General features: G+C 66.3%; 18 protein-coding genes. 8 read left to right on the forward strand and 10 right to left on the reverse strand.

Translation table 11 applies throughout. The features are described from left to right. Positions 1 to 25: 25 nt before the first annotated feature. The 6 genes from gyrB to dnaA all read right to left on the reverse strand — a co-directional run bounded on the left by gyrB (position 26) and on the right by dnaA (position 8028). Positions 26 to 2035 carry a DNA topoisomerase (ATP-hydrolyzing) subunit B gene (gene gyrB, locus ASF68_RS11155; protein ID WP_056010206.1) on the reverse strand — a complete coding sequence of 670 codons (2010 nt, stop codon included), beginning with the start codon at positions 2033 to 2035 and terminating at the stop codon, positions 26 to 28. Between the two features lie 122 nt (positions 2036 to 2157). After that, positions 2158 to 2682 (reverse strand): DUF721 domain-containing protein, encoded by a 525-nt coding sequence (locus ASF68_RS11160; RefSeq protein ID WP_056010208.1) that lies wholly within the window; start codon positions 2680 to 2682, stop codon positions 2158 to 2160. Then, positions 2675 to 3904: a DNA replication/repair protein RecF gene (gene recF / locus ASF68_RS11165; RefSeq protein WP_056011829.1), complete on the reverse strand. Its 1230-nt coding sequence runs from the start codon at positions 3902 to 3904 to the stop codon at positions 2675 to 2677. The genes ASF68_RS11160 and recF overlap by 8 nt, the downstream gene beginning before the upstream one ends. Positions 3905 to 4061: 157 nt before the next feature. Then, positions 4062 to 4952 (reverse strand): phosphogluconate dehydrogenase (NAD(+)-dependent, decarboxylating), encoded by an 891-nt coding sequence (gnd, locus tag ASF68_RS11170; RefSeq protein WP_056010210.1) that lies wholly within the window; start codon positions 4950 to 4952, stop codon positions 4062 to 4064. Positions 4953 to 4969: 17 nt separating this feature from the next. Further along, the gene (gene dnaN, locus ASF68_RS11175; RefSeq protein ID WP_056010213.1) at positions 4970 to 6121 is read right to left on the reverse strand and encodes a DNA polymerase III subunit beta; all 1152 of its coding nucleotides are present in this window, start codon (positions 6119 to 6121) and stop codon (positions 4970 to 4972) included. Between the two features lie 485 nt (positions 6122 to 6606). Further along, positions 6607 to 8028 (reverse strand): chromosomal replication initiator protein DnaA, encoded by a 1422-nt coding sequence (dnaA, locus tag ASF68_RS11180; RefSeq protein ID WP_056010215.1) that lies wholly within the window; start codon positions 8026 to 8028, stop codon positions 6607 to 6609. Positions 8029 to 8355: 327 nt separating this feature from the next. Here dnaA and rpmH point away from each other — a divergent pair, with 327 nt between their 5' ends. From rpmH to ASF68_RS11215, 8 genes are all read left to right on the forward strand, one after another. Beyond that, positions 8356 to 8493: a 50S ribosomal protein L34 gene (gene rpmH / locus ASF68_RS11185; RefSeq protein WP_056010217.1), complete on the forward strand. Its 138-nt coding sequence runs from the start codon at positions 8356 to 8358 to the stop codon at positions 8491 to 8493. Positions 8494 to 8500: 7 nt separating this feature from the next. Continuing rightward, positions 8501 to 8863, forward strand: coding sequence for a ribonuclease P protein component (gene rnpA, locus ASF68_RS11190; RefSeq protein ID WP_056010219.1), 363 nt, complete (start codon positions 8501 to 8503; stop codon positions 8861 to 8863). Beyond that, positions 8860 to 9171 carry a membrane protein insertion efficiency factor YidD gene (gene yidD, locus ASF68_RS18490; protein WP_082456005.1) on the forward strand — a complete coding sequence of 104 codons (312 nt, stop codon included), beginning with the start codon at positions 8860 to 8862 and terminating at the stop codon, positions 9169 to 9171. Before rnpA ends, yidD begins: the two co-directional genes overlap by 4 nt. Before the next feature lie 9 nt (positions 9172 to 9180). Continuing rightward, positions 9181 to 10164, forward strand: coding sequence for a membrane protein insertase YidC (yidC, locus tag ASF68_RS11195; protein WP_056010221.1), 984 nt, complete (start codon positions 9181 to 9183; stop codon positions 10162 to 10164). An 8-nt stretch (positions 10165 to 10172) separates the two neighbouring features. Further along, on the forward strand, positions 10173 to 10679 hold the full coding sequence (locus tag ASF68_RS11200) for a R3H domain-containing nucleic acid-binding protein (protein ID WP_056010222.1): 507 nt from the start codon (positions 10173 to 10175) through the stop codon (positions 10677 to 10679). 25 nt (positions 10680 to 10704) lie between these two features. Beyond that, on the forward strand, positions 10705 to 11352 hold the full coding sequence (rsmG, locus tag ASF68_RS11205; RefSeq protein ID WP_056010224.1) for a 16S rRNA (guanine(527)-N(7))-methyltransferase RsmG: 648 nt from the start codon (positions 10705 to 10707) through the stop codon (positions 11350 to 11352). A 2761-nt stretch (positions 11353 to 14113) separates the two neighbouring features. After that, entirely contained in the window at positions 14114 to 15016 is a 903-nt protein-coding gene (locus tag ASF68_RS11210) for a ParA family protein (RefSeq protein ID WP_056011832.1), read from the forward strand. Then, positions 15016 to 16062, forward strand: a complete 1047-nt coding sequence (locus tag ASF68_RS11215; protein ID WP_056010226.1) for a ParB/RepB/Spo0J family partition protein — start codon at positions 15016 to 15018, stop codon at positions 16060 to 16062. Before ASF68_RS11210 ends, ASF68_RS11215 begins: the two co-directional genes overlap by 1 nt. Positions 16063 to 16340: 278 nt before the next feature. Here ASF68_RS11215 and trxA read toward each other — a convergent pair whose 3' ends face one another. The 4 genes from trxA to ASF68_RS11235 form a co-directional block, all read right to left on the reverse strand. Then, complete coding sequence (gene trxA, locus ASF68_RS11220) at positions 16341 to 16661, reverse strand: thioredoxin (RefSeq protein WP_056010228.1); 321 nt, start codon at positions 16659 to 16661, stop codon at positions 16341 to 16343. 47 nt (positions 16662 to 16708) lie between these two features. After that, positions 16709 to 17719, reverse strand: a complete 1011-nt coding sequence (gene trxB, locus ASF68_RS11225; protein WP_056010230.1) for a thioredoxin-disulfide reductase — start codon at positions 17717 to 17719, stop codon at positions 16709 to 16711. A gap of 151 nt (positions 17720 to 17870) precedes the next feature. Next, complete coding sequence (gene murJ, locus ASF68_RS11230) at positions 17871 to 19487, reverse strand: murein biosynthesis integral membrane protein MurJ (RefSeq protein WP_056010232.1); 1617 nt, start codon at positions 19485 to 19487, stop codon at positions 17871 to 17873. Continuing rightward, positions 19480 to 21813 carry a DUF6049 family protein gene (locus tag ASF68_RS11235; RefSeq protein ID WP_056010234.1) on the reverse strand — a complete coding sequence of 778 codons (2334 nt, stop codon included), beginning with the start codon at positions 21811 to 21813 and terminating at the stop codon, positions 19480 to 19482. Before ASF68_RS11235 ends, murJ begins: the two co-directional genes overlap by 8 nt. Positions 21814 to 21817 lie beyond the last annotated feature (4 nt).

The raw sequence follows: 21817 nt of genomic DNA on the forward strand, positions 1-21817 counted from the left end.
GCGGTCCCTGAGCCTGTCGAAGGGTCTAGATGTCGAGGAAGCGGACGTCTTTCGCGTTCTTCTGGATGAAGGTACGGCGGGACTCGACGTCCTCACCCATGAGGGTGGAGAAGATCTCATCGGCAGCCGCGGCGTCGTCGAGCGTGACCTGGAGGAGCGTCCGCGTCTGCGGGTCCATCGTGGTCTCCCACAGCTCCTTGTAGTTCATCTCGCCGAGACCCTTGTAGCGCTGGATCCCGTTCTCCTTCGGGATGCGCTTGCCGGAGGCGACCCCGTCGGTGAGGAGGGCGTCGCGTTCGCGGTCGCTGTACACGTACTGGTGATCGGCGTTCGACCACTTCAGACGGTAGAGCGGCGGCTGCGCGAGGTACACGTACCCGAGGTCGACCAGCGGTCGCATGTACCGGAACAGCAGGGTCAGCAGCAGGGTGGTGATGTGCTGGCCGTCGACGTCGGCATCGGCCATGAGCACGATCTTGTGGTACCGCACCTTGTCGGGGTTGAAGTCCTCGCCGATGCCGGCGCCGAACGCCGTGATCATCGCCTGGACCTCGTTGTTCGCGAGTGCGCGGTCGAGGCGCGCCTTCTCGACGTTCAGGATCTTGCCGCGGAGCGGGAGGATCGCCTGCGTCTCGGGGTTGCGACCCTGGACAGCGGAGCCGCCTGCGGAGTCACCCTCGACGATGAAGATCTCGGAGAGCGAGGGGTCCTTCGACTGGCAGTCCTTGAGCTTGCCGGGCATGCCGCCGCCCTCGAGGAGTCCCTTGCGTCGGGCCGTCTCCCGGGCCTTGCGAGCCGCGAGCCGGGCGGTCGCCGCCTGGAGCGCCTTCCGGATGATCTCCTTGGCCTGGTTCGGGTTGCGGTCGAACCAGTCGTTGAGCTGCTCGCTCACGACCTTCTGTACGAAGGCCTTCGCCTCGGTGTTACCGAGCTTCGTCTTCGTCTGGCCCTCGAACTGCGGCTCGGACAGCTTGACGGAGATGACCGCGGTGAGACCCTCGCGGACGTCGTCGCCGGAGAGGTTGTCGTCCTTCTCCTTGAGGATGCCCTTCTCGCGGGCGTAGCGGTTCACGAGCGTGGTGAGCGCTGCGCGGAAGCCCTCCTCGTGCGTCCCACCCTCGTGCGTGTTGATCGTGTTCGCGTAGGTGTGGACGCTCTCGTTGTACGCCGTGGTCCACTGCATCGCGACCTCGAGCGCGATCTTGCGCTCGGTGTTCTCCGACTCGAAGGAGATGATCTCGTCGTGGACGAGCTCGGCACGCTTCGCCTTGTTCAGGTACTCGACGTAGTCCTCGAGACCGCGCTCGTAGAAGAAGACGTCCTTCCGCTGTGAGTGCGCAGCCGAGTTGTCGTCGGCGTCCTCGGCCTCGATCGCGTCGCGCAAGGGTCGCTCGTCGGCGAGTTCGATGCGGAGACCCTTGTTGAGGAAGGCCATCTGCTGGAAACGCGTGCGGAGCGTCTCGTAGTCGAACTCGGTGGTCTCGAACGTGTCCGGGCTCGGCCAGAAGGTGATCGTGGTGCCGGTCTCCGAGGAGGGCTCACCCTGCTCGAGCGGCGCGTCCGGCACACCGTGCTGGAAGCTCTGGCGCCAGACCGACCCCTGTCGGCGGACCTCGACCGAGAGGCGGGTGGACAGTGCGTTCACGACGGACGAACCGACACCGTGCAGACCACCGGAGACCGCGTAGCCGCTGCCGCCGAACTTGCCGCCGGCGTGGAGGATCGTGAGGACGACCTCGACCGTGGACTTCTTCTCGACCGGGTGGATGTCCACCGGGATGCCTCGACCGTTGTCGACGACGCGGACGCCACCGTCTTCGAGGATGGTCACGAGGATCGTGTCGCAGTAGCCGGCGAGGGCTTCGTCCACGGAGTTGTCGACGATCTCGTAGACCAGGTGGTGCAGACCACGTGGACCGGTGGACCCGATGTACATACCGGGCCGTTTCCGGACGGCTTCGAGACCTTCGAGAACCTGGATGGCACTTGCGCCGTAGTCAGACTCGTCGGCGTGCGTATTCGGTTCTGATGTCATTGAAAAGAGAGCTCCAAACCGTCGAGATTCGACCGCTCCATCCTACCAAACAGAGCTCGTCAGGCCGCGAGAAAACGCCCGTTTGAGACAGGTTTCCGAGCCTGGAGGGCGTATTTGCCTCCCTAGCCGTAAGTATCGCGTGGACCACGCCCTGGAATCGACCTGGGGCCTCTTTTCCAGGAGGGTGCTCCGGGGCCCTGAAAACGGATCGTGTCGACCCCTGCCTCCGGGTACCGTTCGGCGATGCGGACGAGTATCTCGTGACGCATGTGGCGCAACTGCGTCGCCCAGGCCGTCGACTGGCACTGCACGAGCAGCACGCCGTCGGAGATCGACACCGGTTCGGAGTACCTGGCGGTGTCCTCGCCGCACAGCTCCGCCCAGTTGCCGAGGAGGTCGTGTTGTGCGAGTGGGGAGTTCCAGCCGAGGCCGGCGGTCAGCGAGTCGATGACCGAGCCGAGCCCTTTCGGATCGCGTCCGACGCCGTAGGGGACGGAGTCCTGCGGGCTGGCCGCCGAGCGTTCTCGCCGTTTGCGGTCGCGCGACACCCGCTCACCGCCGAAGATCTCCTTGAACCGGAGGTAGACCGCCGCGGACAGGTCTCCGGCCGGATCGGCGTCGCGACCGAGTCGTCTCGGCTCAGTCATGGGTCGCCTCCGGAACCGGTGACACGACCGCCGGTGACGTCGCATCCTCGGTGTCGTCGACGATCCGACCGGCCTCGATACGCACCACGTGGGCGGTGAACCGTTCCGGGACGTCGTCGAAGACCGCCGCCGTGATGATCACCTGGTCGTACACGGCCACGGCCGCCGCCAGCCGTTCGCGACGACGCGAATCGAGTTCCGCGAAGACATCGTCGAGGATCAGCACCGGGTCGCCGAGAGAGGAGTCCGCTCGGAGCAGCTCCGCGGAGGCCAGTTTCGCCGCGAGCGCGAACGACCAGGACTCGCCGTGACTGGCATAACCCTTCACCGGCAGTCCGTTGAGGCCGAAGAAGACGTCGTCGCGGTGGGGCCCGACGAGTGTCAGGCCGCGCTCGAGCTCGGCGGAACGTCGGCTCGTCAAGGCCGCTCGGAACCGTTCAGCGATGAGGGCCGAGTCGACCGGCGCACCCGGTTCCGGGGTCTCCGTCGGATCCGCCACGGCGGACTCGTCTTCGGCGTCCGTCCCGGAGATGCTGAGGACCGGCAACAGGACGGGCCGGTGATCGTCGCCGGCGACGGCTCGATACGCAGCTCGGAGCGGGCCGCCGAGCATGGCGATGAGCTGCAACCGTTCCGCGATGATCTCGGTGCCGTACTGCACGAGTCGGTCGTCCCACAGGTCGAGCGTCGCCAACGGACCGGATTTCAGGCCCCGTGCGCGCGCCGATTTCAAGAGCGAGTTGCGCTGTTTCAGCGACCGGTCGTAGTCGGCCATGACGCCGGCGAGCCGCGGGATGCGCTGGACGAGCAACTGGTCGATGAACCGTCGTCGCGCGGACGGGTCGCCGCGGACGATCAGCAGGTCTTCCGGTGCGAACAGGACCGTCGAGACGTAGCGCGGCAGCTCGCGTGGCTTGATCTGCGAGCGGTTGACCTGGGCCCGGTTCGCCGAACCGCGGTTGAGCTGCACCTCCGCGAGGAGCTCGCGACCGTCGTGCACGATTCGAGCCCTGATGATCGCCGCATCAGCGCCGTGTCTGATGAGCGCCTGTTCGGAGGAGACCCGGTGCGAACCGAGACTGCTCAGGTAGCCGATCGCCTCGACGAGGTTGGTCTTGCCCTGACCGTTCCGCCCGACGAACAGATTGGGACCGGGTTCGAGCGCCACATCGACCACCGCGTAGTTGCGGTAGTCGGTGAGATTCAAGTGCCGCACGATCACCACGTCACCCTACCGTCTCGCCCCGACGCCGGCCTCCTGCGCGCTCGACGACACCGGCGGCACCGCCGACTGAACGGCGCACGGTGAACGAAAACGACCCTCCCGGCGAGCACACAGCCGCGGGAGGGTCGTTTCGTTCGCCAGGAGGCGACGTGAATCAGTCGTCGGCCTTCTTGACCGCGTGTCCGCCGAACTGGTTGCGGAGTGCCGCGACGGCCTTCATCGCCGGTGAGTCCTCCTGGCGCGAGACGAACCGCGCGAAGATCGACGCGGAGATCGTCGGGACGGGCACCGCGTTGGCGATGGCCTCCTCGATCGTCCAGCGACCCTCACCGGAGTCCTCGACGTACCCTTCGATCTGCTCGAAGTCCGGGTCCTCCTCGAGGGCGCGGACGAGGAGCTCGAGCAGCCAGGACCGCACGACGGTGCCGCGCTGCCAGGCCTTGAAGGTGCCCGGGACGTCCTTGATGATGTCCTCGCGCTTGTCGAGGAGCTCGAACCCCTCGGCGTACGCCTGCATGAGGGCGTACTCGATGCCGTTGTGGACCATCTTGGCGTAGTGGCCTGCGCCGACCTCGCCGACGTGGACGAAGCCCTCGTCGCGCGGGCCCTCAGGGCGAAGCGCGTCGAAGACCGGCATGACCCGCTCGACCTGCTCCTTGGAGCCGCCGACCATGAGGCCGTATCCGTTGTCGACACCCCAGACACCGCCCGAGACGCCGGCATCGATGTAGTCGATGCCCTTGGCGGAGAGCAGCTCGGCGTGCTTGAAGTCATCGGTGAACCGGCTGTTGCCGCCGTCGATGACGAGGTCGCCGGCTTCCAGCAGACCGTTGAGTTCCTCGACGACCGAGTCGGTGATCGCTCCCGCGGGAACCATCACCCAGACCGTGCGAGGTGCCGGGAGTGCAGCGACGAGGTCGCTGATGGTCGCGACATCCGTGACATCCGGGTTCCGGTCGAAACCGGTGACCTCGATGCCGTTCGCACGCAGACGCGTGCGCATGTTGTTGCCCATCTTGCCGAGACCGACGAGACCGATGTGCATGGTAAATCCTTTGCGTGTCAGCGCAGCAGCAGGTTCGGCTGCAGCAGGTACTTGTAGCTGTCGGCACCCGGCTGATCCTTGGAGGATTGGCTCGTGATGAGCATGGGTCCCGGCTTGTTCGTGTTCTCCGTCTTGGTGAACGAGAAGCGCACGTACTCGCTCCGGACCGCGGTCAGACCGTCGATCAGGAACTGCGGCTTCAGGGAGAGCACGATGTCGTCGCCGGTGAGGAGGGCGTCGATGCCTTCCGATGCCTGCGCCTGCTCGGATCCGACGGCCTCGAGCGTGAGCCCGTCGATGGTGAAGGTGAAGCGGAGGGCCGCTTCGCGCTCGAGGACCAGCGACATGCGTCGGGTCGCCTCGATGAGTTCCGCGGTGTTGATGATCGCGTAGTTGTCCGTCGTCTCGGGGAAGAGTCGCTTGACCGGCGGGAAGTTGCCCTTGATCAGGAGCGAGGTGACCGTCTTGCGGTCGGCCCGGAACGCGATGAGCTCGCGGTCGTCGCGATTCGTGATCGCGACGTTGATGTTGCCGCTGTGCCCGAAGGTCTTGCCGACCTCCTGCAGGGTGCGGGCGGGCACGAGCGCCGTGACCGTCTCGCTGGATCCGTCGCCCTGACCGGAGTCCCAGTCGATCTCGCGGACCGCGACCCGATACCGGTCGGTGGCGACGAGGCTGAGGCTCGTCTTCGAGACCTCCAGCTGCACGCCGGTGATGACCGGGGTGACGTCGTCGCGGCTCGCCGCGACGGCGACCTGGCTCACTGCGGTCGCGAACTCGTCGGCTGGGACGAGCCCGAACTCCGCGTCGACCTGAGGGATCGTCGGGTACTCCTCGACGGGCATCGAACCGAGCGTGAACCGTGCGGAACCGCAGGTGACCTCGATGCGGTTCTCGACCTTGCTGAACCGGACCGGCGCGTTGGGGAGTCGGCTGGCGATCTCGGAGAGCAGGCGGCCGTTGACGAGCGCGGTACCGGACTCCTCGACCTCGGCTGCGATGCCGGTCTGGCTCGAGACCTCGTAGTCGAACGAGGACAGGATGAGACCGTCGTCGCCGGCTTCGATGAGGATGCCGTTGAGGATCGGCAGCGTCGGGCGCTGCGGGAGCAGCTTCACTGCGAACGAGACGGCTTCGCTGAATACATCCCGGTTGACGCTGAATCGCACGACAAGTCCCCTGTCTCTGGCTCTCGATGACGTCACCAATGCTAGTGGGTCGGCCTCCGGCGTCGAGTGGCGTCGCGGCTGTGGAGAAGCGAGCCTGGGGAAAGGTTGTTTGCCGGAGAGATCATTGAATTAACGGTTAACAGTCTTAACCGGTGTGGAAACTGTGGATAAGTCGCCCGAACCCGCTCGAACACAGGGAACTACATGTGTGTAACTTGGTGGCGGCCTGTGGAGAGAGCTCCGCGGGTGTGTGGGACTCGAGTGCCGGTGAATGCTGTTCACTCACAAGGTGGTCCGATGCTTCCACATCTCTCCACAGGTTATCCACAGGGCTGGGACGGCGGAATGTGGAGAGATCCGATGTCGATCCGAGCTCCGGAGTCGTGCTCGTCGACGCCTGATGAACGAAAACGGCCCCTCGAGCCCGTCATGGGTGTCGAGAGGCCGGAAACGTTCATCAGGACGCGTCAGGACGGATGCGGGATTCAGGAGCCGTAGCGGAGGTTCTGCTTGATGCGGCTCGTGAGCTCGGTGACCTGGTTGTAGATCGAGCGCTTCTCCTGCATGAGGTCCGTGATCTTCCGGTTGGCGTACATGACCGTCGTGTGGTCGCGGTTGCCGAACAGCTGGCCGATCTTGGGCAGGGACAGGTTGGTCAGCTCGCGGCACAGGTACATCGCGATCTGGCGTGCCGTCGCGACGGCCTGCGAACGACTCGAGCCGTACAGGTCGTCGACCGAGAGCTTGAAGTAGTCCGCGGTCGTGTTGATGATGTCGATCGGCGAGATGACGTTGTCGTCGTCGAGGCTGATGACGTCCTTCAGGACCGTCTGGGCCAGCGTCATGTCGACCGCCGTCCGGTTCAGGCTCGCGAAGGCGACCACACGGATCAGGGTGCCCTCGAGCTCGCGGATGTTGCTCGACACCTTCGTCGCGATGAACTCGAGCACCTCGTCCGGGATGTGCAGCTTCTCGTTCTGCGCCTTCTTGCGCAGGATGGCGATACGCGTCTCGAGGTCGGGCGCCTGGACGTCGGTGATGAGACCCCACTCGAAGCGCGACCGCATGCGCTCCTCGAATCCGGTCAGCGCCTTGGGCGGCAGGTCGCTCGTGATGACGACCTGCTTGTTGTGGTCGTGCAGGGTGTTGAAGGTGTGGAAGAACGCCTCCTGCGTCTCCGCCTTGCCCTGGAGGAACTGGATGTCGTCGATCAGGAGGATGTCGATGTCCCGATACCGCGACTGGAAGAAGGATCCGCGGTTGTTCGCGATCGAGTTGATGAAGTCGTTCGTGAACTCCTCGCTAGAGACGTACCGCACGCGGATGCCGGCGTACAGGTTCATCGCGTAGTGGCCGATGGCGTGGAGGAGGTGCGTCTTGCCGAGGCCGGAGTCGCCGTAGACGAAGAGCGGGTTGTAGGCCTTCGCCGGTGCCTCGGCCACCGCGACGGCGGCCGCGTGCGCGAACCGGTTGGACTGACCGATGACGAAGTTGTCGAAGCTGTACTTCGGGTTGAGCCGGGTGTCGTTCTCCCGCGCGGGCAGGGTCGGTGTCGGGGTCAGCTGAGGCTGCGGCGATTCCAGTGGCGCCGGATCGATGTGCTGGAAGCCGGCCTGCTCGTAGCGCTCCTCGACGATGTCGGGGTTGACGACGATCGCGTAGTTGCTGACCGGGCCGCCGTCGACGATGGAACCGAGGGCGGCGAGGATGGGCGCGCGCATGCGCTGGTTCAGCATCCCCATCGTGAACTCGTTCGGGACCTCGAGGTAGAAGGTGCCGCCCATGATGCCCTTGGGCACGATGAGGTTCAGGAATCCTCGCAGCGGCGGGGTGATGCGGTCGTCGACGGAGAGGATCCCGAGCACCGACTGCCAGGTCTCAGCGATCGCATCGTCGGCGTCCGACATAGTTCTCCCCACACATACTCACAGGTTCATCCACAGGCTCTCCCCTGAGTATGCGGGGCTGAACACGGTGCTATCCACACGCTGTGCATAACCCGGGGACTCACGCTAACAACACGTCGCCCCAGGCCCAAATCACTGTACGGCGGGCCTGCGTGTCACTGCTACAATTTCTGGGAATCCTGTGGATAATCAGTCGTTTGGCCGCACCTGGTTTGACCTTCGACCGTCGACCCCGTAGTTTGAATCAGTTGACTTCTGCCCACGGGCACCCTTCCGTACCCTGCTGCCACCTGTGCAGTGGTTGGTCATGATCCGGAGATCGTAATTATGAGCAAGAGAACCTTCCAGCCGAACAACCGCCGTCGCGCCAAGAAGCACGGCTTCCGTCTGCGCATGCGCACGCGTGCCGGCCGTGGCATCCTGTCGGCTCGTCGCGCCAAGGGCCGCACCGAACTCTCCGCGTAGAGCCGTCGTGCTCGAGCGTGCGAGCCGGATCACCTCCGGTGACGACTACCGAGGGGTAGTCCGTCGCGGATCCCGGTTCGTCGGCGAGCACACGGTCACCTACGTACGCATGAACCCGAAGGGCGGACAGCCGCGCTTCGGGTTCATCGTTGCGAAAACGGTCGGAAACGCAGTGACACGCAATCTCGTCAGACGGCGCCTCAAGGCCATCTGCCACGACAGCGTCGATTCCGCTGCCCGCGGGAGCGACGTCGTCATCCGTGCGCTGCCGTCGGCCGCGACCGCGCCCTTCGCCGCGCTCCACGACGAGCTCGACCGCGCGTTCGCCAAGCGAGGCGTCACCCCGCTTCCGACGGATGCACGCCGATGAACGGTGTTCTCGCTGCTGCCTGTCTCGCGCCCCGCAATGCCGCGGTGTTGGCGCTTCGCGGGTATCGAGCCACCGTGTCGCCGCTCTACGGCGACGTCTGCCGGTATTACCCCAGCTGCTCCGCGTACGCTCTGGGAGCGGTGCAACAGCACGGCGTCGTCGTCGGCGCAGGTCTGGCCGCAGCGCGGATCGCGCGCTGCCACCCGTGGGCGGCACCGCGCTTCGACGAGGTCCCTCCCAAGAAGAACTTCCGCTACAGCGTCACGCCTCACGGATTTGTAGTGCAACCGAGCCACGGAAAGGGCTGACCCGCACCTATGGACATCATCGGCACAATTCTCTGGCCGCTCAAGTGGGCGGTCGAGCTGCTTCTCGTGGGTTGGCACCTGCTGTGGACGGCCATCGGACTCGACCCGGCGGCCGGCCTGACCTGGGTCCTCTCGATCGTCGGCCTCGTCCTCGTCGTCCGTGCGGCGCTCATCCCCCTGTTCATCAAGCAGATCAAGAGCCAGCGCAAGATGCTCGAGATCGCACCGCAGATGAAGAAGGTGCAGGAGAAGTACAAGGGCAAGCGCGACCAGGCCAGCCGCGAGGCCATGTCCCGCGAGACCATGGAGCTCTACAAGAAGCACGGCACCTCCCCCGTGAGCGGATGTCTGCCCCTCCTGGTCCAGATGCCGATCTTCTTCGCGCTGTTCTCGGTGCTGAACGACGCCCAGAAGAGCAAGGCCGGCGTCGGTCCACTGAACGAGACGCTCGCCGTGCAGTTCGGCGACGCGAACCTCTTCGGCATCGCCCCCCTGCACACCAGCATGCAGGCCGCCCTGGCGGGCAACCCGGTCAACTGGGCCGTCGTCATCATCGCCGCGGTCATGGTCATCCTGATGTGCGCCTCGCAGTTCATCACCCAGCTGCAGATCGTCTCGAAGAACATGTCCGCCGAGACGAAGGCCAGCCCGCAGTTCAAGCAGCAGCGCATCCTCCTCTACATCCTCCCGTTCGTCTTCCTCTTCTCCGGTTTCGCGTTCCCGCTCGGCGTCATGTTCTACTGGCTGACCTCGAACGCCTGGACGATGGTGCAGCAGTTCCTCGTCATCCGGAACATGCCGACGCCCGGATCCGACGCGGCGAAGGCTCGCGAGGAACGCCTCGCCCGCAAGGGCAAGCTGATGACGCCGAACGGTGACGTCATCTCGATCTCCGAGGCCCCCGTGCCGGAGAAGAAGGTCCCGGCGCAGCGTCAGCAGCCCATGGGCAAGGCACGCGCCAAGAAGCAGCAGTCCGACGGACGAGACAAGTAGGAGTATCGGTGACTGACCAGGAACTGGCCGTAGCCCAGGACGAAGACGCCCCCACGATCAGCCAGCTCGAAGAAGAGGGCGACGTTGCGGCGGACTACATCGAGGAGTTCCTCGACATCTGCGACATCGACGGTGACATCGACATCGATGCCCGGAACGGTCGCGCCTACGTGTCGATCGACTCCCCCACCGAGAGCAACCTCCGTCTGCTCTCCCGCCCCGACACCGTGAACGCGTTGCAGGAGCTGACGCGTCTCGCTGTGCAGAACCGCACGGGTGGGTTCTCACGCCTCATCCTCGACATCGGTGGGTCCCGCGAGGCACGTCAGCAGGAGCTCGGTGCTCTCGTCGAGCGGGCTGTCGAGCGGATCGAAGCCGGATCGACCGAGGCGGCACTTCCTCCGATGTCGAGCTACGAGCGCAAGCTGGTGCACGACATCGTCTCTGCTCGTGGGTTCGTGTCCGAATCGCACGGCGAGGGACGCGATCGCCACACCGTCATCACGCGCGGCTGACGCTCGCGTTTCACGTGAAACTCCGATGACTGACGCACACGACGCTGCCGGCCTCGAGCCAGAACCTGCCGAGGCCGCGCTCCTGTTCGGCGACCAGATCGAGGTCGGCCGCTCGTTCGCGGCGAACCTCGCGACCCACGGCGAGCCGCTCGGACTCATCGGGCCGCTCGAGCTTCCCCGGTTGTGGACGAGACACATTCTGAACAGCGTGATCGTTGCACCGTTGCTTCGTCCCGGACGAGTCGGCGATGTCGGCACAGGCGCCGGGCTTCCCGGACTGGTCCTGGCGATCGCACGACCTGATGTCGACTTCGTCCTCATCGAGCCGATGGAGCGTCGCGTCGCCTGGTTGAACGATCAGGTGGGGGCGCTCGGATTGCGCAACGTCGAGGTCGTGCGGGCGAGGGCTGAAGAGGTCCGACTCACTCAGCAGCTCGACCAGGTGACGGCTCGCGCGGTCAGCGCGCTCCGCAAGTTGTTGCCGCTCACCGCTCCTCTGCTTCGCGACGGCGGCGAGCTCGTGCTGATGAAGGGCGCCGGCGCACAAGCCGAGGTCGATGCGTCGGCGAAGGAGCTGCGCAAGTACAAGGTGTCGGGCGTCGAAGTACGCACGCTCGGCGAGGGTGTACTGGCCGAGCCGACACGAGTGATCCTGGGCACCGTCCGCGGCTGAATTGGTCTGCCAAGGGGACGAATCCTCCGGCAACACCTCACGGCGCCGCAATCGAGCCGATGTGGGCTCCCCAGGAGAATCGTTCCTGACGAACGCCACCTGCCGGCGGGTGCCGATTGGGGCGCCTGAGTTCGTCAGGAGCGATTGTCCGGTCGAATCAGGCACCGATTTCCTCGGTTTCGGCGACTGATGACACCCTGTTTTGGGTCGATTCGGCACCCGTTGGTGCTGATATAAAGGATTTCAGATAGAGCCGCGGCCGTTTGGTGCGATGTGCTCTGGCCAGATACCGAGCAGCCGCTTGTCCTGGCGAGGACGTCATGATCCGACGGTGATGGGGCGGAGGAGCTCAACCGCGACCCTCACCGTCGGTGATCACGATTCGTGTTCCTGTCCGCACGCGCGGCGAGCGGCTGTAGGTCTACGTCGCCCCTTCCTCGAATGTGTGTGCCCGTCTGACGACGTTCTCCTCGGGTGATCGCGCTCTGGTTCTCGCGGGATCAATCGGTGGGCGGGTCGAGACCACTCCCCCGGGAGCGAGTCGCGCACAGCCGATCCATGTCAGCATCGGAGTTCGCCACGCCGAGAGCTGGTGACGCACGTGGTTCCAACCGACAGCGCCGGTCGATGTCGGCTGTCGGCGGCCGGCCGAGGGCGGGCTCTCCCAGCTCCACGAGGCCCGATGTGTCACCCTGGACACTCATCGAGGGCCGGTTCGGTTGACCACGCGGCCGCGATTCGTCGTCATGGGCGGGCTGCGAGTGCGGTGCATCTCGAGGCCCGCTGACGCCGTCCCCCACCGCGGAAGCCACGCGTTGCGAAGCGCCGGGCAGGTGCTCGGTGCCGGTCGAATCCCTGCGGTGCATCGCGTCAGCTGGGAGGTGAGAATGCTGATGCCGAAGTGTATTGACCGCAGCCGGCCACCCGTGAGTGCATTCTCGCAACAGCCTGCCGTGACACATCAGCTGCTTCACCGGCATGTTTACGCGCAAGCCTCCGCCGACGGAGCACGGAGCGGTTGTCCGCAGTGTGACAGGATGCCGTAACTCGTTGTCCGAGCAGCTGAAGAGCCGGACCGCGGCGGGTTTCACGTGAAACGTGGTCAAGCACGGCACGTTGATCGCGTTGGACACGGATCTCGTCCACACAGGTGAGTCTGAGGCATGTTTCACGTGAAACGGCACATCGCGCGCGCGGCGGAACGCCCCGGAGGTCCGTCTTGATCCAACTGAGACTCAGGGCGAGACACCACACGGTGGACAGAGCCCGTGAACACCACAGATCGGTCTCCGACCCACGTCGGCGCGGAGCCTGGACCGAAGCGCACCTGGCGGTTCCCACGGTGCGCGAATGGCGAGTCCGGAACAGCCGGCGTCGCTGAGGGAGCCAGCCGCTGACGTCTCCCGGTCCTCGCAGTCCTGGAGGAACTGAGCGCGCTCCCTTCACTCGGGACCGGCTTGCACCGCGCCAGGCCGAGCGTCGCTCAGCCGCGAACACCATTGGTATTCAGGGGTAAGGGCATCAACCCGTGCGCGGAGTTGGTGTTTCACGTGAAACACCGTCGACCCGCGTGTATATGTTGCCGTCGGTACGGTGACAACGCCGGGCGGTGGCGTTGCTCCAATACGTTGATGAGCGGCGTGTCTCGGCTCCAGCGGAGGGCGCCGTGGACGCAGCACGACCTAGCCGCTGAACTTCCCGTCTGCGCATGAGGCGTGCGGTCTGCGCAGCGATGAGAAGAGGACCGCCGCCAGTGGATGTCTGGCCATGGAGAGGATCCGCCATGCCGCGGAACAGACCTCCGGCGTAGGCGGACTGCGGCCCGTCGATGAGCAGGTTCGCGAGGCGCGTCGCGTTTCACGTGAAACCATGGTGCGGTGCTGAGGTACGCCGCGTCGGATAGGCCTCGGTAGGTCTACACCACGCTGGCTGTACTCTTGGCGCCGCCACAACTGCGCCTCCTCGCGACTCGCGAGGAGTGCGGGACCGCGTCCGTTCGGAGGGGGGCATCCGGCCGGGTCCGGGCGGCCACCGGTGTCGCGGGGGACGTTCTGAGTGCGCTTGGGTTGGCAGGACATCGCGATGTTCCACGTGAAACACTGGCGCGGAACGCACGCGCCGTTCGCAATGATCCACTGCCGACTCGAGCGGCTGCTCTCTGTGGATAACTCTGTGGACAGTTTGCGGCAGCTGGCACGGTTCGTCGGCCTTCATCTCCCGTTTCTGCTCGCGCATCCATTGGCGGGTCGTCGATGAGGGCACTGTCTGCCGGGGGTGGTTGAGTGTCGGTGCTCGTCCAGGACCAGCCGTACGGCCCGAAAATCCGCATGTTTCCGCGGATCCATCGAGCACTCGTCCCGCGAGCGAGGAGCCACCCAGCTCGGGCGGTCGCCGAGCAAGGCGATCGGTCCGGTGTCGTCGGAGCGACAGCGGCCGAGATTCAGTGAACGCCAGAATGCCGTCAAGCCTCGGGAGCGCCTGTGGATAAGTGTGTGCACAACTCACGCCCTGACGTGCGCCGGTGCCGGCGGTATCGATCCCTCGGAGAGCCCACGGCGGAGAATGCGCCCGAAGTCCATCGCCCGACACCCTCGGATCCGTCGCGCTCGTGGCAGATCCCCGTCTCCCGCGTCAGCCTGCGCTGGTACGGTTGAAGAACACGTTTCGAGCGAGAAGGTTTCACGTGAAACAACCCGAACCAACGCATTCCGCAGCATCCGCGCGCGACTCCGTTGGTAGCGCCTTCGATGCATCGACTCCCCTGGCTCGCGAACTCCACCATCTGACTGAGAGGCGCAAAGCCTTGGCTACTGCGACGCTGCCGACTCCAGACCACACCCGGGTGTTCACGGTTTCCAACCAGAAGGGCGGAGTCGGCAAGACGACAACGACGGTCAACATCGGTGCGGCTCTCGCCCGCTCAGGGGCCCGGGTGCTCGTCATCGACCTCGACCCGCAGGGGAACGCGTCCACGGCGCTGGGTGTGGAGCACCACTCGGACGTGCCCAGCGTGTACGACGTCCTGATCGACGACTTCCCGCTCGCCGACGTGGTGCAGCAGAGCCCCGAGTTCCCCACCCTCTTCTGTGCCCCCTCCACCATCCACCTGGCCGGCGCCGAGATCGAGCTGGTCTCTCAGGTGGCTCGTGAGCACCGACTGCGTACTGCGCTCGAGCAGTTCATCCAGGACGCCGAGGAGCCGTTCCACTACGTCCTGATCGATTGCCCGCCGTCGCTCGGCCTCCTCACGATCAACGCGTTCGTCGCGGCGAAGGAGGTGCTCATCCCGATCCAGTGCGAGTACTACGCGCTGGAGGGGCTCAGTCAGTTGTTGAGCAGCATCCAGTTGATCCAGCGCCATCTAAATCCCGGTCTGGCTGTGAGCACCATCTTGCTCACGATGTACGACGGCCGCACCAACCTCGCGCAGCAGGTCGCTCAGGATGTCCGCGACCACTTCACCGGTCAGGTCCTGGAGTCCATCATCCCCCGCGCCGTGCGCATCTCGGAGGCGCCCAGCTTCGGGCAGAGCGTCATCAGCTACGACCCGACGTCGCTTGGTGCGGTGTCCTACCTCGAGGCCGCTGCCGAGATAGCGAATCGCTGGGCCGCACAGCAGCACGCATCACCCGATACGAACCACCCTGAGGGAGTCAGTCACTGATGGCAACGAAACGAACCGGACTCGGCCGCGGAATCGGTGCCCTCATCCCGACCACGAGCTCCGATACTCAGGCGAACCGTCCCGTCGACGTGTTCTTCCCCGACAACCAGGGGACGGCTCGGAAGGCCGCGAAGGACGCCGCTACCGCCGCTGCCGACGCTGCTGCTGCGGCCGCCGAGCCTCAGGCACCGTCGTCAGAGGCGACCCCATCCGAGGGCCCACAGCTCGTCGCCGTCCCCGGCGCGCGGCTCGCCTACCTCTCCCCCGCGCTCATCGTCCCGAACGCGAACCAGCCGCGCACCGTGTTTGACGAGGACCACCTCGCCGAACTCGTGACCAGCATCCGCGAGGTCGGTGTACTCCAGCCGATCGTCGTCCGCCCCATCCCCGGCGACGACGAGCAGTACGAGCTCATCATGGGTGAGCGGCGCCTCCGGGCCTCGAAAGAGGTCGGACTCGACCGGATCCCCGCGATCATCAAGGACACCGCGGACGAGGACATGCTCCGTGATGCGCTCCTCGAGAACCTTCACCGCTCCGAGCTGAACCCGCTGGAGGAAGCCTCTGCGTACCAGCAGCTCCTCGCGGACTTCGGGATCACCCAGGACGAGCTCGCGAACCGGATCGGCCGCTCGCGCCCGCAGATCAGCAACACCATCCGTCTCCTCAAGCTGCCAGCAGCGGTCCAGCAGCGCGTCGCAGCGGGCGTCCTGAGCGCCGGCCACGCACGGGCCATCCTCTCTCTGACGGACCCTGAAGCACAGCAGCGTCTCGCCGACAAGATCGTCAACGAAGACCTCTCCGTTCGCGCGGCGGAAGCTGCCGCAGCTCAGGGCGTCCAGGCGAAGAAGCCGCGGCCGATCGCCGGGTCCCGCCGTGGCCAGCTCGACGAGATCGCGGACCGACTCGGCGACCGACTGAACACTCGGGTGAAGGTCACGCTCGGCGCGAAGAAGGGCCAGATGGTGGTCGAGTTCGCGACGATCGCGGACCTCAACCGCATCCTCAGCGAGCTCGGCGAGTCCGGATTCGGCCAGTCCTCCTAAGTAGGTTTCACGTGAAACACGGGGACCGGTCAGTCGACCGGTCCCCGTGTTCGTGGATGAGACGAGATATCGACACACCACTGCTCTCGTTTCACCCTGCGTCGACTATCGGGACAAATCCCTGGTCAACGGTATGAAACGTGGTTCGACGTCGAGGTTTCACGTGAAACCTCGGGCTGCAGCTGTGTCTCGTCAGCGTCGACCCAAGAGGCCCGCACCAACGAAGAACCGCCCGACTCCGGAGAGTCGGGCGGTTCTGAACGAGAAGGATCTCCTGGTCAGCCGATGAAAGCTGCGAGGTCCTTCTCGAGGGCGGCCTTCGGCTTCGCGCCGATGACGGTCTGAACGACCTCGCCACCCTTGAAGACCTTCATGGCCGGGATGGAGGTGATCTGGTACTTCATCGCGAGGTTCGGGTTCTCGTCGACGTTCAGCTTGAGCACGGTGATCTTGTCACTGTTCTCAGAGCCGATGGTGTCGAGGATCGGGCCGACGGCGCGACACGGACCGCACCAGGCGGCCCAGAAGTCGACCAAGACGGGCTTGTCGCTGTTGATGACCAGCTCGTCGAACGTTGCTTCGGTGACTGCATCTGACATGAGTGTTCTCCTTCGTGGTGCGCGCGTCGAGATGGGCGCGCGGTCGATCAAACGGTGGTGGCGAGGACCGGGTCGGAGGGCTGCGGGCGACCAGCGGTCTGAGCCTCGCCGATAGCGGACGACTCGCCCGCGGCCTGCTCGCGGTCGGCGAGGTAGTGCTCCGCGTCGAGGGCCGCGATGGTGCCACTGCCGGCAGCGGTGATCGCCTGACGGTAGGTGGGGTCGATGACGTCGCCGGCGGCGAAGACGCCGGGCAGGTTGGTCTTCGACGAGCGACCCTTGACCGCAATGGTGCCCTCGGGAGCGAGGTCCAGCTGACCGTGGATGAGGTGCGTCCGTGGGTCGTTGCCGATCGCGATGAACAAGCCGCCCAGCGGCAGGTGGGTCTCGGTGCCGTCGGTGGTGGATCGCAGCGTCACGCCGTCGACCGCGTCGGCGCCGGTGATCCCCGCGACCTCGCTGTTCCAGATGAACTCGATCTTGTCGTTCGCGAAAGCGCGGTCCTGCATGATCTTCGACGCGCGGAGCGTGTCCTTGCGGTGGATGACGTAGACCTTCGACGCGAAGCGCGTGAGGAAGGTGGCCTCCTCCATCGCGCTGTCGCCGCCACCGATGACCGCGATGGTCTTCTCCTTGAAGAAGAACCCGTCGCAGGTCGCGCACCAGGACACGCCGTGGCCGGAGAGACGCTCCTCGTCGGCCAGTCCGAGCTTGCGGTACGCGGAACCGGTGGCGAAGATGACGGTGTGTGCCTCGTGGACCTGACCGTTGCCGAGGGTGACGGTCTTCACGTCACCATCGAGCTTGAGGTCGGTGACGTCGTCGTAGAGCACCTCGGTGCCGAACCGCTCGGCCTGCTCCTGCAACTTCATCATGAGCTCAGGGCCCTGGATGCCGTCGGGGAAGCCCGGGAAGTTCTCGATCTCGGTGGTGTTCATGAGTTCGCCGCCCGCCTCGACCGACGACGCGACGAGCAACGGCTGCAACGAGGCGCGCGCAGCGTAGATCGCCGCCGTGTAGCCGGCGGGTCCTGATCCGATGATGATGACCTGACGCACGATGCTCCTCAGTGGTTCGTGGACTCCCGGACCAGGTGGGTTCCGGGCTTCCGAGTGGTGTAACACATCCTAACCGGCGCCTATTCCGGCCCTGCAGGGCCTCGGACAGCTCTCAGGTGGGCGTGATGAGTCCGACCCGCCTGCCCGGTGATCAGCGGCCGAGGCGGGCCAGGACGGGCGCCAGAGCGGCCTGCAGTTCCGGCGTCCGCAGCAGGGCCAGGACGGCCAGGTAGACCGCGGCCATGACGGCTCCGACGACGGCCATCGTGATGATGGCCCCGGGGATCGTCGCGGTGGTGAACCCCTCCTCGCCGATGCCGCCCAACAGCAGCAGGACGACGACACCGACCGCTGCGGCCGGCACGGCGGCCGCGACGTACCGGAGCAGGCTGAGGAGGATCCGCTTGGTGTCGAGGCCACCCAGTCGACGACGGAGCAACAGTGCGGCGACCACGGTCTGCGCGACGCACGCGATCGTGATGGCGAGCGCGACACCGGCACCGACCAGGTGAGCCGGGAGGACGAGGATGACGATGATCGCGAGCAGCACGAAGAGCAGCGTCTGGAAGAGGGTGAAGAAGAAGGGGGTCTTCGTGTCGCCGAGGGCGTAGAACGCACGCTGCAGGACGAAGAGGATGCAGAACGGGACGAGCCCGATGACGAAGGCGATGACGATGCCGCCCATGGCCTGCGCCTGTTCGAACGTCTCGGCGAACACGCTGCCGAAGGGGACGGCGACGACCATGATGACGGCGGCTGCGAGGACGATGAGGACGCTCACCACGCGGATCGCGGCCGAGATGTCGGCCTGGAGCCGAGGGATGTCCCGTCCGTGCTCCCGTGTCCCCTGCGCGTGCTCGCTCATGCGGGTGAAGTACGCCGTCGCGATGGAGACGGTGATGATCGAGTGCGGGAGCATGAAGATCAGCCACGCGTAGTTGAGGATCGCGACGGACGGCCCCTGGTTACTGACGGAGGCGACGATCTGGGTCTCGATGATCCCCGCGCCGGTCGTCAGCAGCAGCATGCCGAAGGTCCAGCTGGCGATCCGGCCGGTGGCACGGAGTCCCACGCCCCGCCACTGGAAGTCGGGCCGGAAGCGCAGCCCGGCCTTCCGCCAGAAGAGCATGAGGAACGCGGCTTGGACCACGACGCCGAGCGTGGCGGACCCGGCGAGCAGGACCGTCCGGCCGTCGGTCCACTCGCGGACGGCGAGATCGCCGCTGCCGTACAGGCCGATGAAGGCGATCAGGCCGGCGATCGCGATGACGTTGTTGAGCACGGGCGCCCAGGTGAACGGCCCGAACATCTTGCGGGCGTTGAGGACCTCACCGAGCACGGTGTACAGCGCGTAGAGAAGGATCTGCGGGAGACACCAGTAGGCGAACGCCGTCGCGAGCGCGAACTGCTCCGGCGGCAGGGCGGCGGCGACGATGAACACGAAGACCGGTGCCAGGAGCGTGATCACCGCCGTGGCTCCGCCGATGAACACCAGGGTGATCGTCACGAGCTTGTTGATGTACGCGTTGCCACCGTCGGCGTGGATCCCGGCTCGGACGATCTGCGGCACGAGCACGGCGCTCAGGACACCGCCGCCGATGATCACGTAGATGGTGTTCGGCAACTGGTTCGCGATGGCGAAGGTGTCACCGATGACGACGACACCGATCGCCTGTGCCACCAGGATGGCCTTGACGAAGCCGAGGAGCCGGGAGACCAGCGTCCCCGAGGCGAGGAGGGCGCTCGCCCTGCCGATGCCGTCAGCCATTCGTCTCCCGTCGTCCGGGTGACGACTCTACCGGGGGCTCTCCGTCCGCACGCTCATCGTCGTCCGGAGCGACGCCCGCGGAAGCGGCGAGAGCACGACGCTTCGCCCGCCGGCTGAGCACCATGCGGATCACCCCGCTGACGAACAGCAGGGCGACGAGCAGCGCGAGGACGATGGCGCCGATGCCCTCCCAGTCGGCGCGGACGTTCACCCCGACGAACGACTGCTCGCCGATGGCCTGACCACCCGTGCTGAACAGTTGCAGTCGGAGGGTGGCGTCACCGTTCCCGATCTGCGCCTGGACGGGGACGAGGACGGTGGCCCGTGAATCCGCGGCGATCTCCTGCGTGACGGACCCGGAGATGCTGAGGCGACCGTTGCTCGGTGACGCCTGCATCACGACGGTGACGGGGTACGGCAGGTCGTTCCGGACCGCGAACGGCAGCGACACCTCGCCGCCCACCATGTTGATGCGACTGCTGTCCGTCACGCGGACCGATGCGAGGACAGTGTCCGTGCGTTCCTGTTGCGCGGTGACCGCGGCGCCCCACCCCTCCGCCGTGGGGAGCCACCCGGCCGCGAGGCTGGAGAGCAGCGTGGCGCGCTCACGCCCGGTCAACAGCTCGGGGTCGTTCAACACGGAGGAGAACTCGGTGACGAGTCGTTCGTCGTCGAGGAGGACCCGGACATCCGACACCCGGTCGTCGTTCGGGGCCATCGCACCGAGGGTGACCGCGGTCGGCGGCTCCGTGAGGGTGCTCGCGAGGGGCGTCCGGGAGGTGGCCGGCAACGAGCGGAGTGCGTTGACCGTGTCGCCCAGGGCTGGGAGGGCAGCGTCGACGGCGCGCGGGAGGACGGCGACGACCGTTCCACCCGTCGACCCCTCGGTCCCGATGGCGGCGGCCCGGGCGTTCACGTCCGCGATGGCGTTCTGGAACGCGCTGTCCGTCGTCGCCGAGGCGGCGGCGCTCAAGGAGTCGGCGAGGCCGTGGTCGACCAGGAGGGTCGGTGTGGTCCCGGCCGTCGCCGACGCGCGGAGCGTCTGGCCGCTCGTGGAGGTGTTGTCGGAGTCGATCATCGCGACCGCGCCACCGGACGCGGTGAAGACGGAGAGGTCGGCGTCGGACACCGCGCCGCCCGCCCAGACGATGCTCGGGAGGGTGTAGCTCCACTCGAGCAGCTCGGCCATCGTCGGAACGGTCGGGACAGGTTGAGCGGGTGTCTCGGAGGGCGACGGTGTCGGGGTGGATCCGTCGGACGGCGTGGCGGTCGGGGACGCGCCGTCGGTCGCCGTCGCCGGTGACGGCACGGTCTGCGGGCTCGGCTGGACGCCGTCGGGGTCGGTGGTCGGTGTGTCGGTCGGCGTCGGGGTGTCGGTGGGCTGCACTGCAGGGAAGTCCGCGACGTCCAGGGCGAAGTCGAACGAGGTCGGTGCCATCAGCTGTCCGAGCCCGGCCTCGGCTTGGACAGCGGGTTCCGCGTCGCCGTACTGAAGGGCGAACGTCTCGTTCGGTGCGGCCTCGAGTCGGGCGAGCCAGGCCACGGCGCCCTGGGGTGCACGGGTGCCGAGCGCTCTGATGGAGGCGATGATCCGGGGATCGATGCCGAGGGCGATCTGCTCGCCGAAGTACGCGTCGAGCTGGGTGGTGAGGGCGCCGTCGTCCTCGGTGAGTTCGGTGAGCTCGTCAGCGTCGAGGAGCCCGCCGTAGCTGATCGGGACGGTGAGTGGGGCCACGAGGGCCACGGAGGCCGCGGTGGGCTGTCCCTGGGATCGCCAGACCAACGCCGTCCGCCCTCCGGCGGCCGTGTCCCCGGCCGTGTAGCCGGCGGAGACACCGTAGGAGCCCCAGGCGTCCGCGTCGTCGAACCCGAGCGCAGGCGGGGTGAAGTCGAGGCCGCTCACGACGTACTGCTGCCCGGCGATGAGTTCCGGGATGTCGATGGTCCGCACCACGGTCGTCCCGGTCGGTGTCGTCGCCGCGTCGGCACCCGAGGTGTCGAGCCACGTGTCGAGCGCTGCCGTCCCGGTGATGCGCGCGGTGGTGACCGCCAGGGAGAGGGAGCCGGCCGGCAGGTCGTCGTCGGTGCCGTTCGTCAGGGTGATGCCGAAGGAGGTGATCGAGGACTGCTCGACCGCTCCCCCGTCACTCGGACTCACCTCGACCGACACGAGGCCGTCCGGTGTCGCAGCGGAATGAGCGGTCTGCAGGGGCGCGGCAGCGGCGAGGGGCCCTGGCGAGAAGAGCCCGGAGGACACGACGGCGAACGACAGCGCGGCTGCTGCGAGGGCGCTGAGGAGGCGTGGGAGGCGGCTTGATCGTGTCATGGGC

The organism is Plantibacter sp. Leaf314, from assembly GCF_001423185.1.
Lineage (GTDB): Bacteria > Actinomycetota > Actinomycetes > Actinomycetales > Microbacteriaceae > Plantibacter.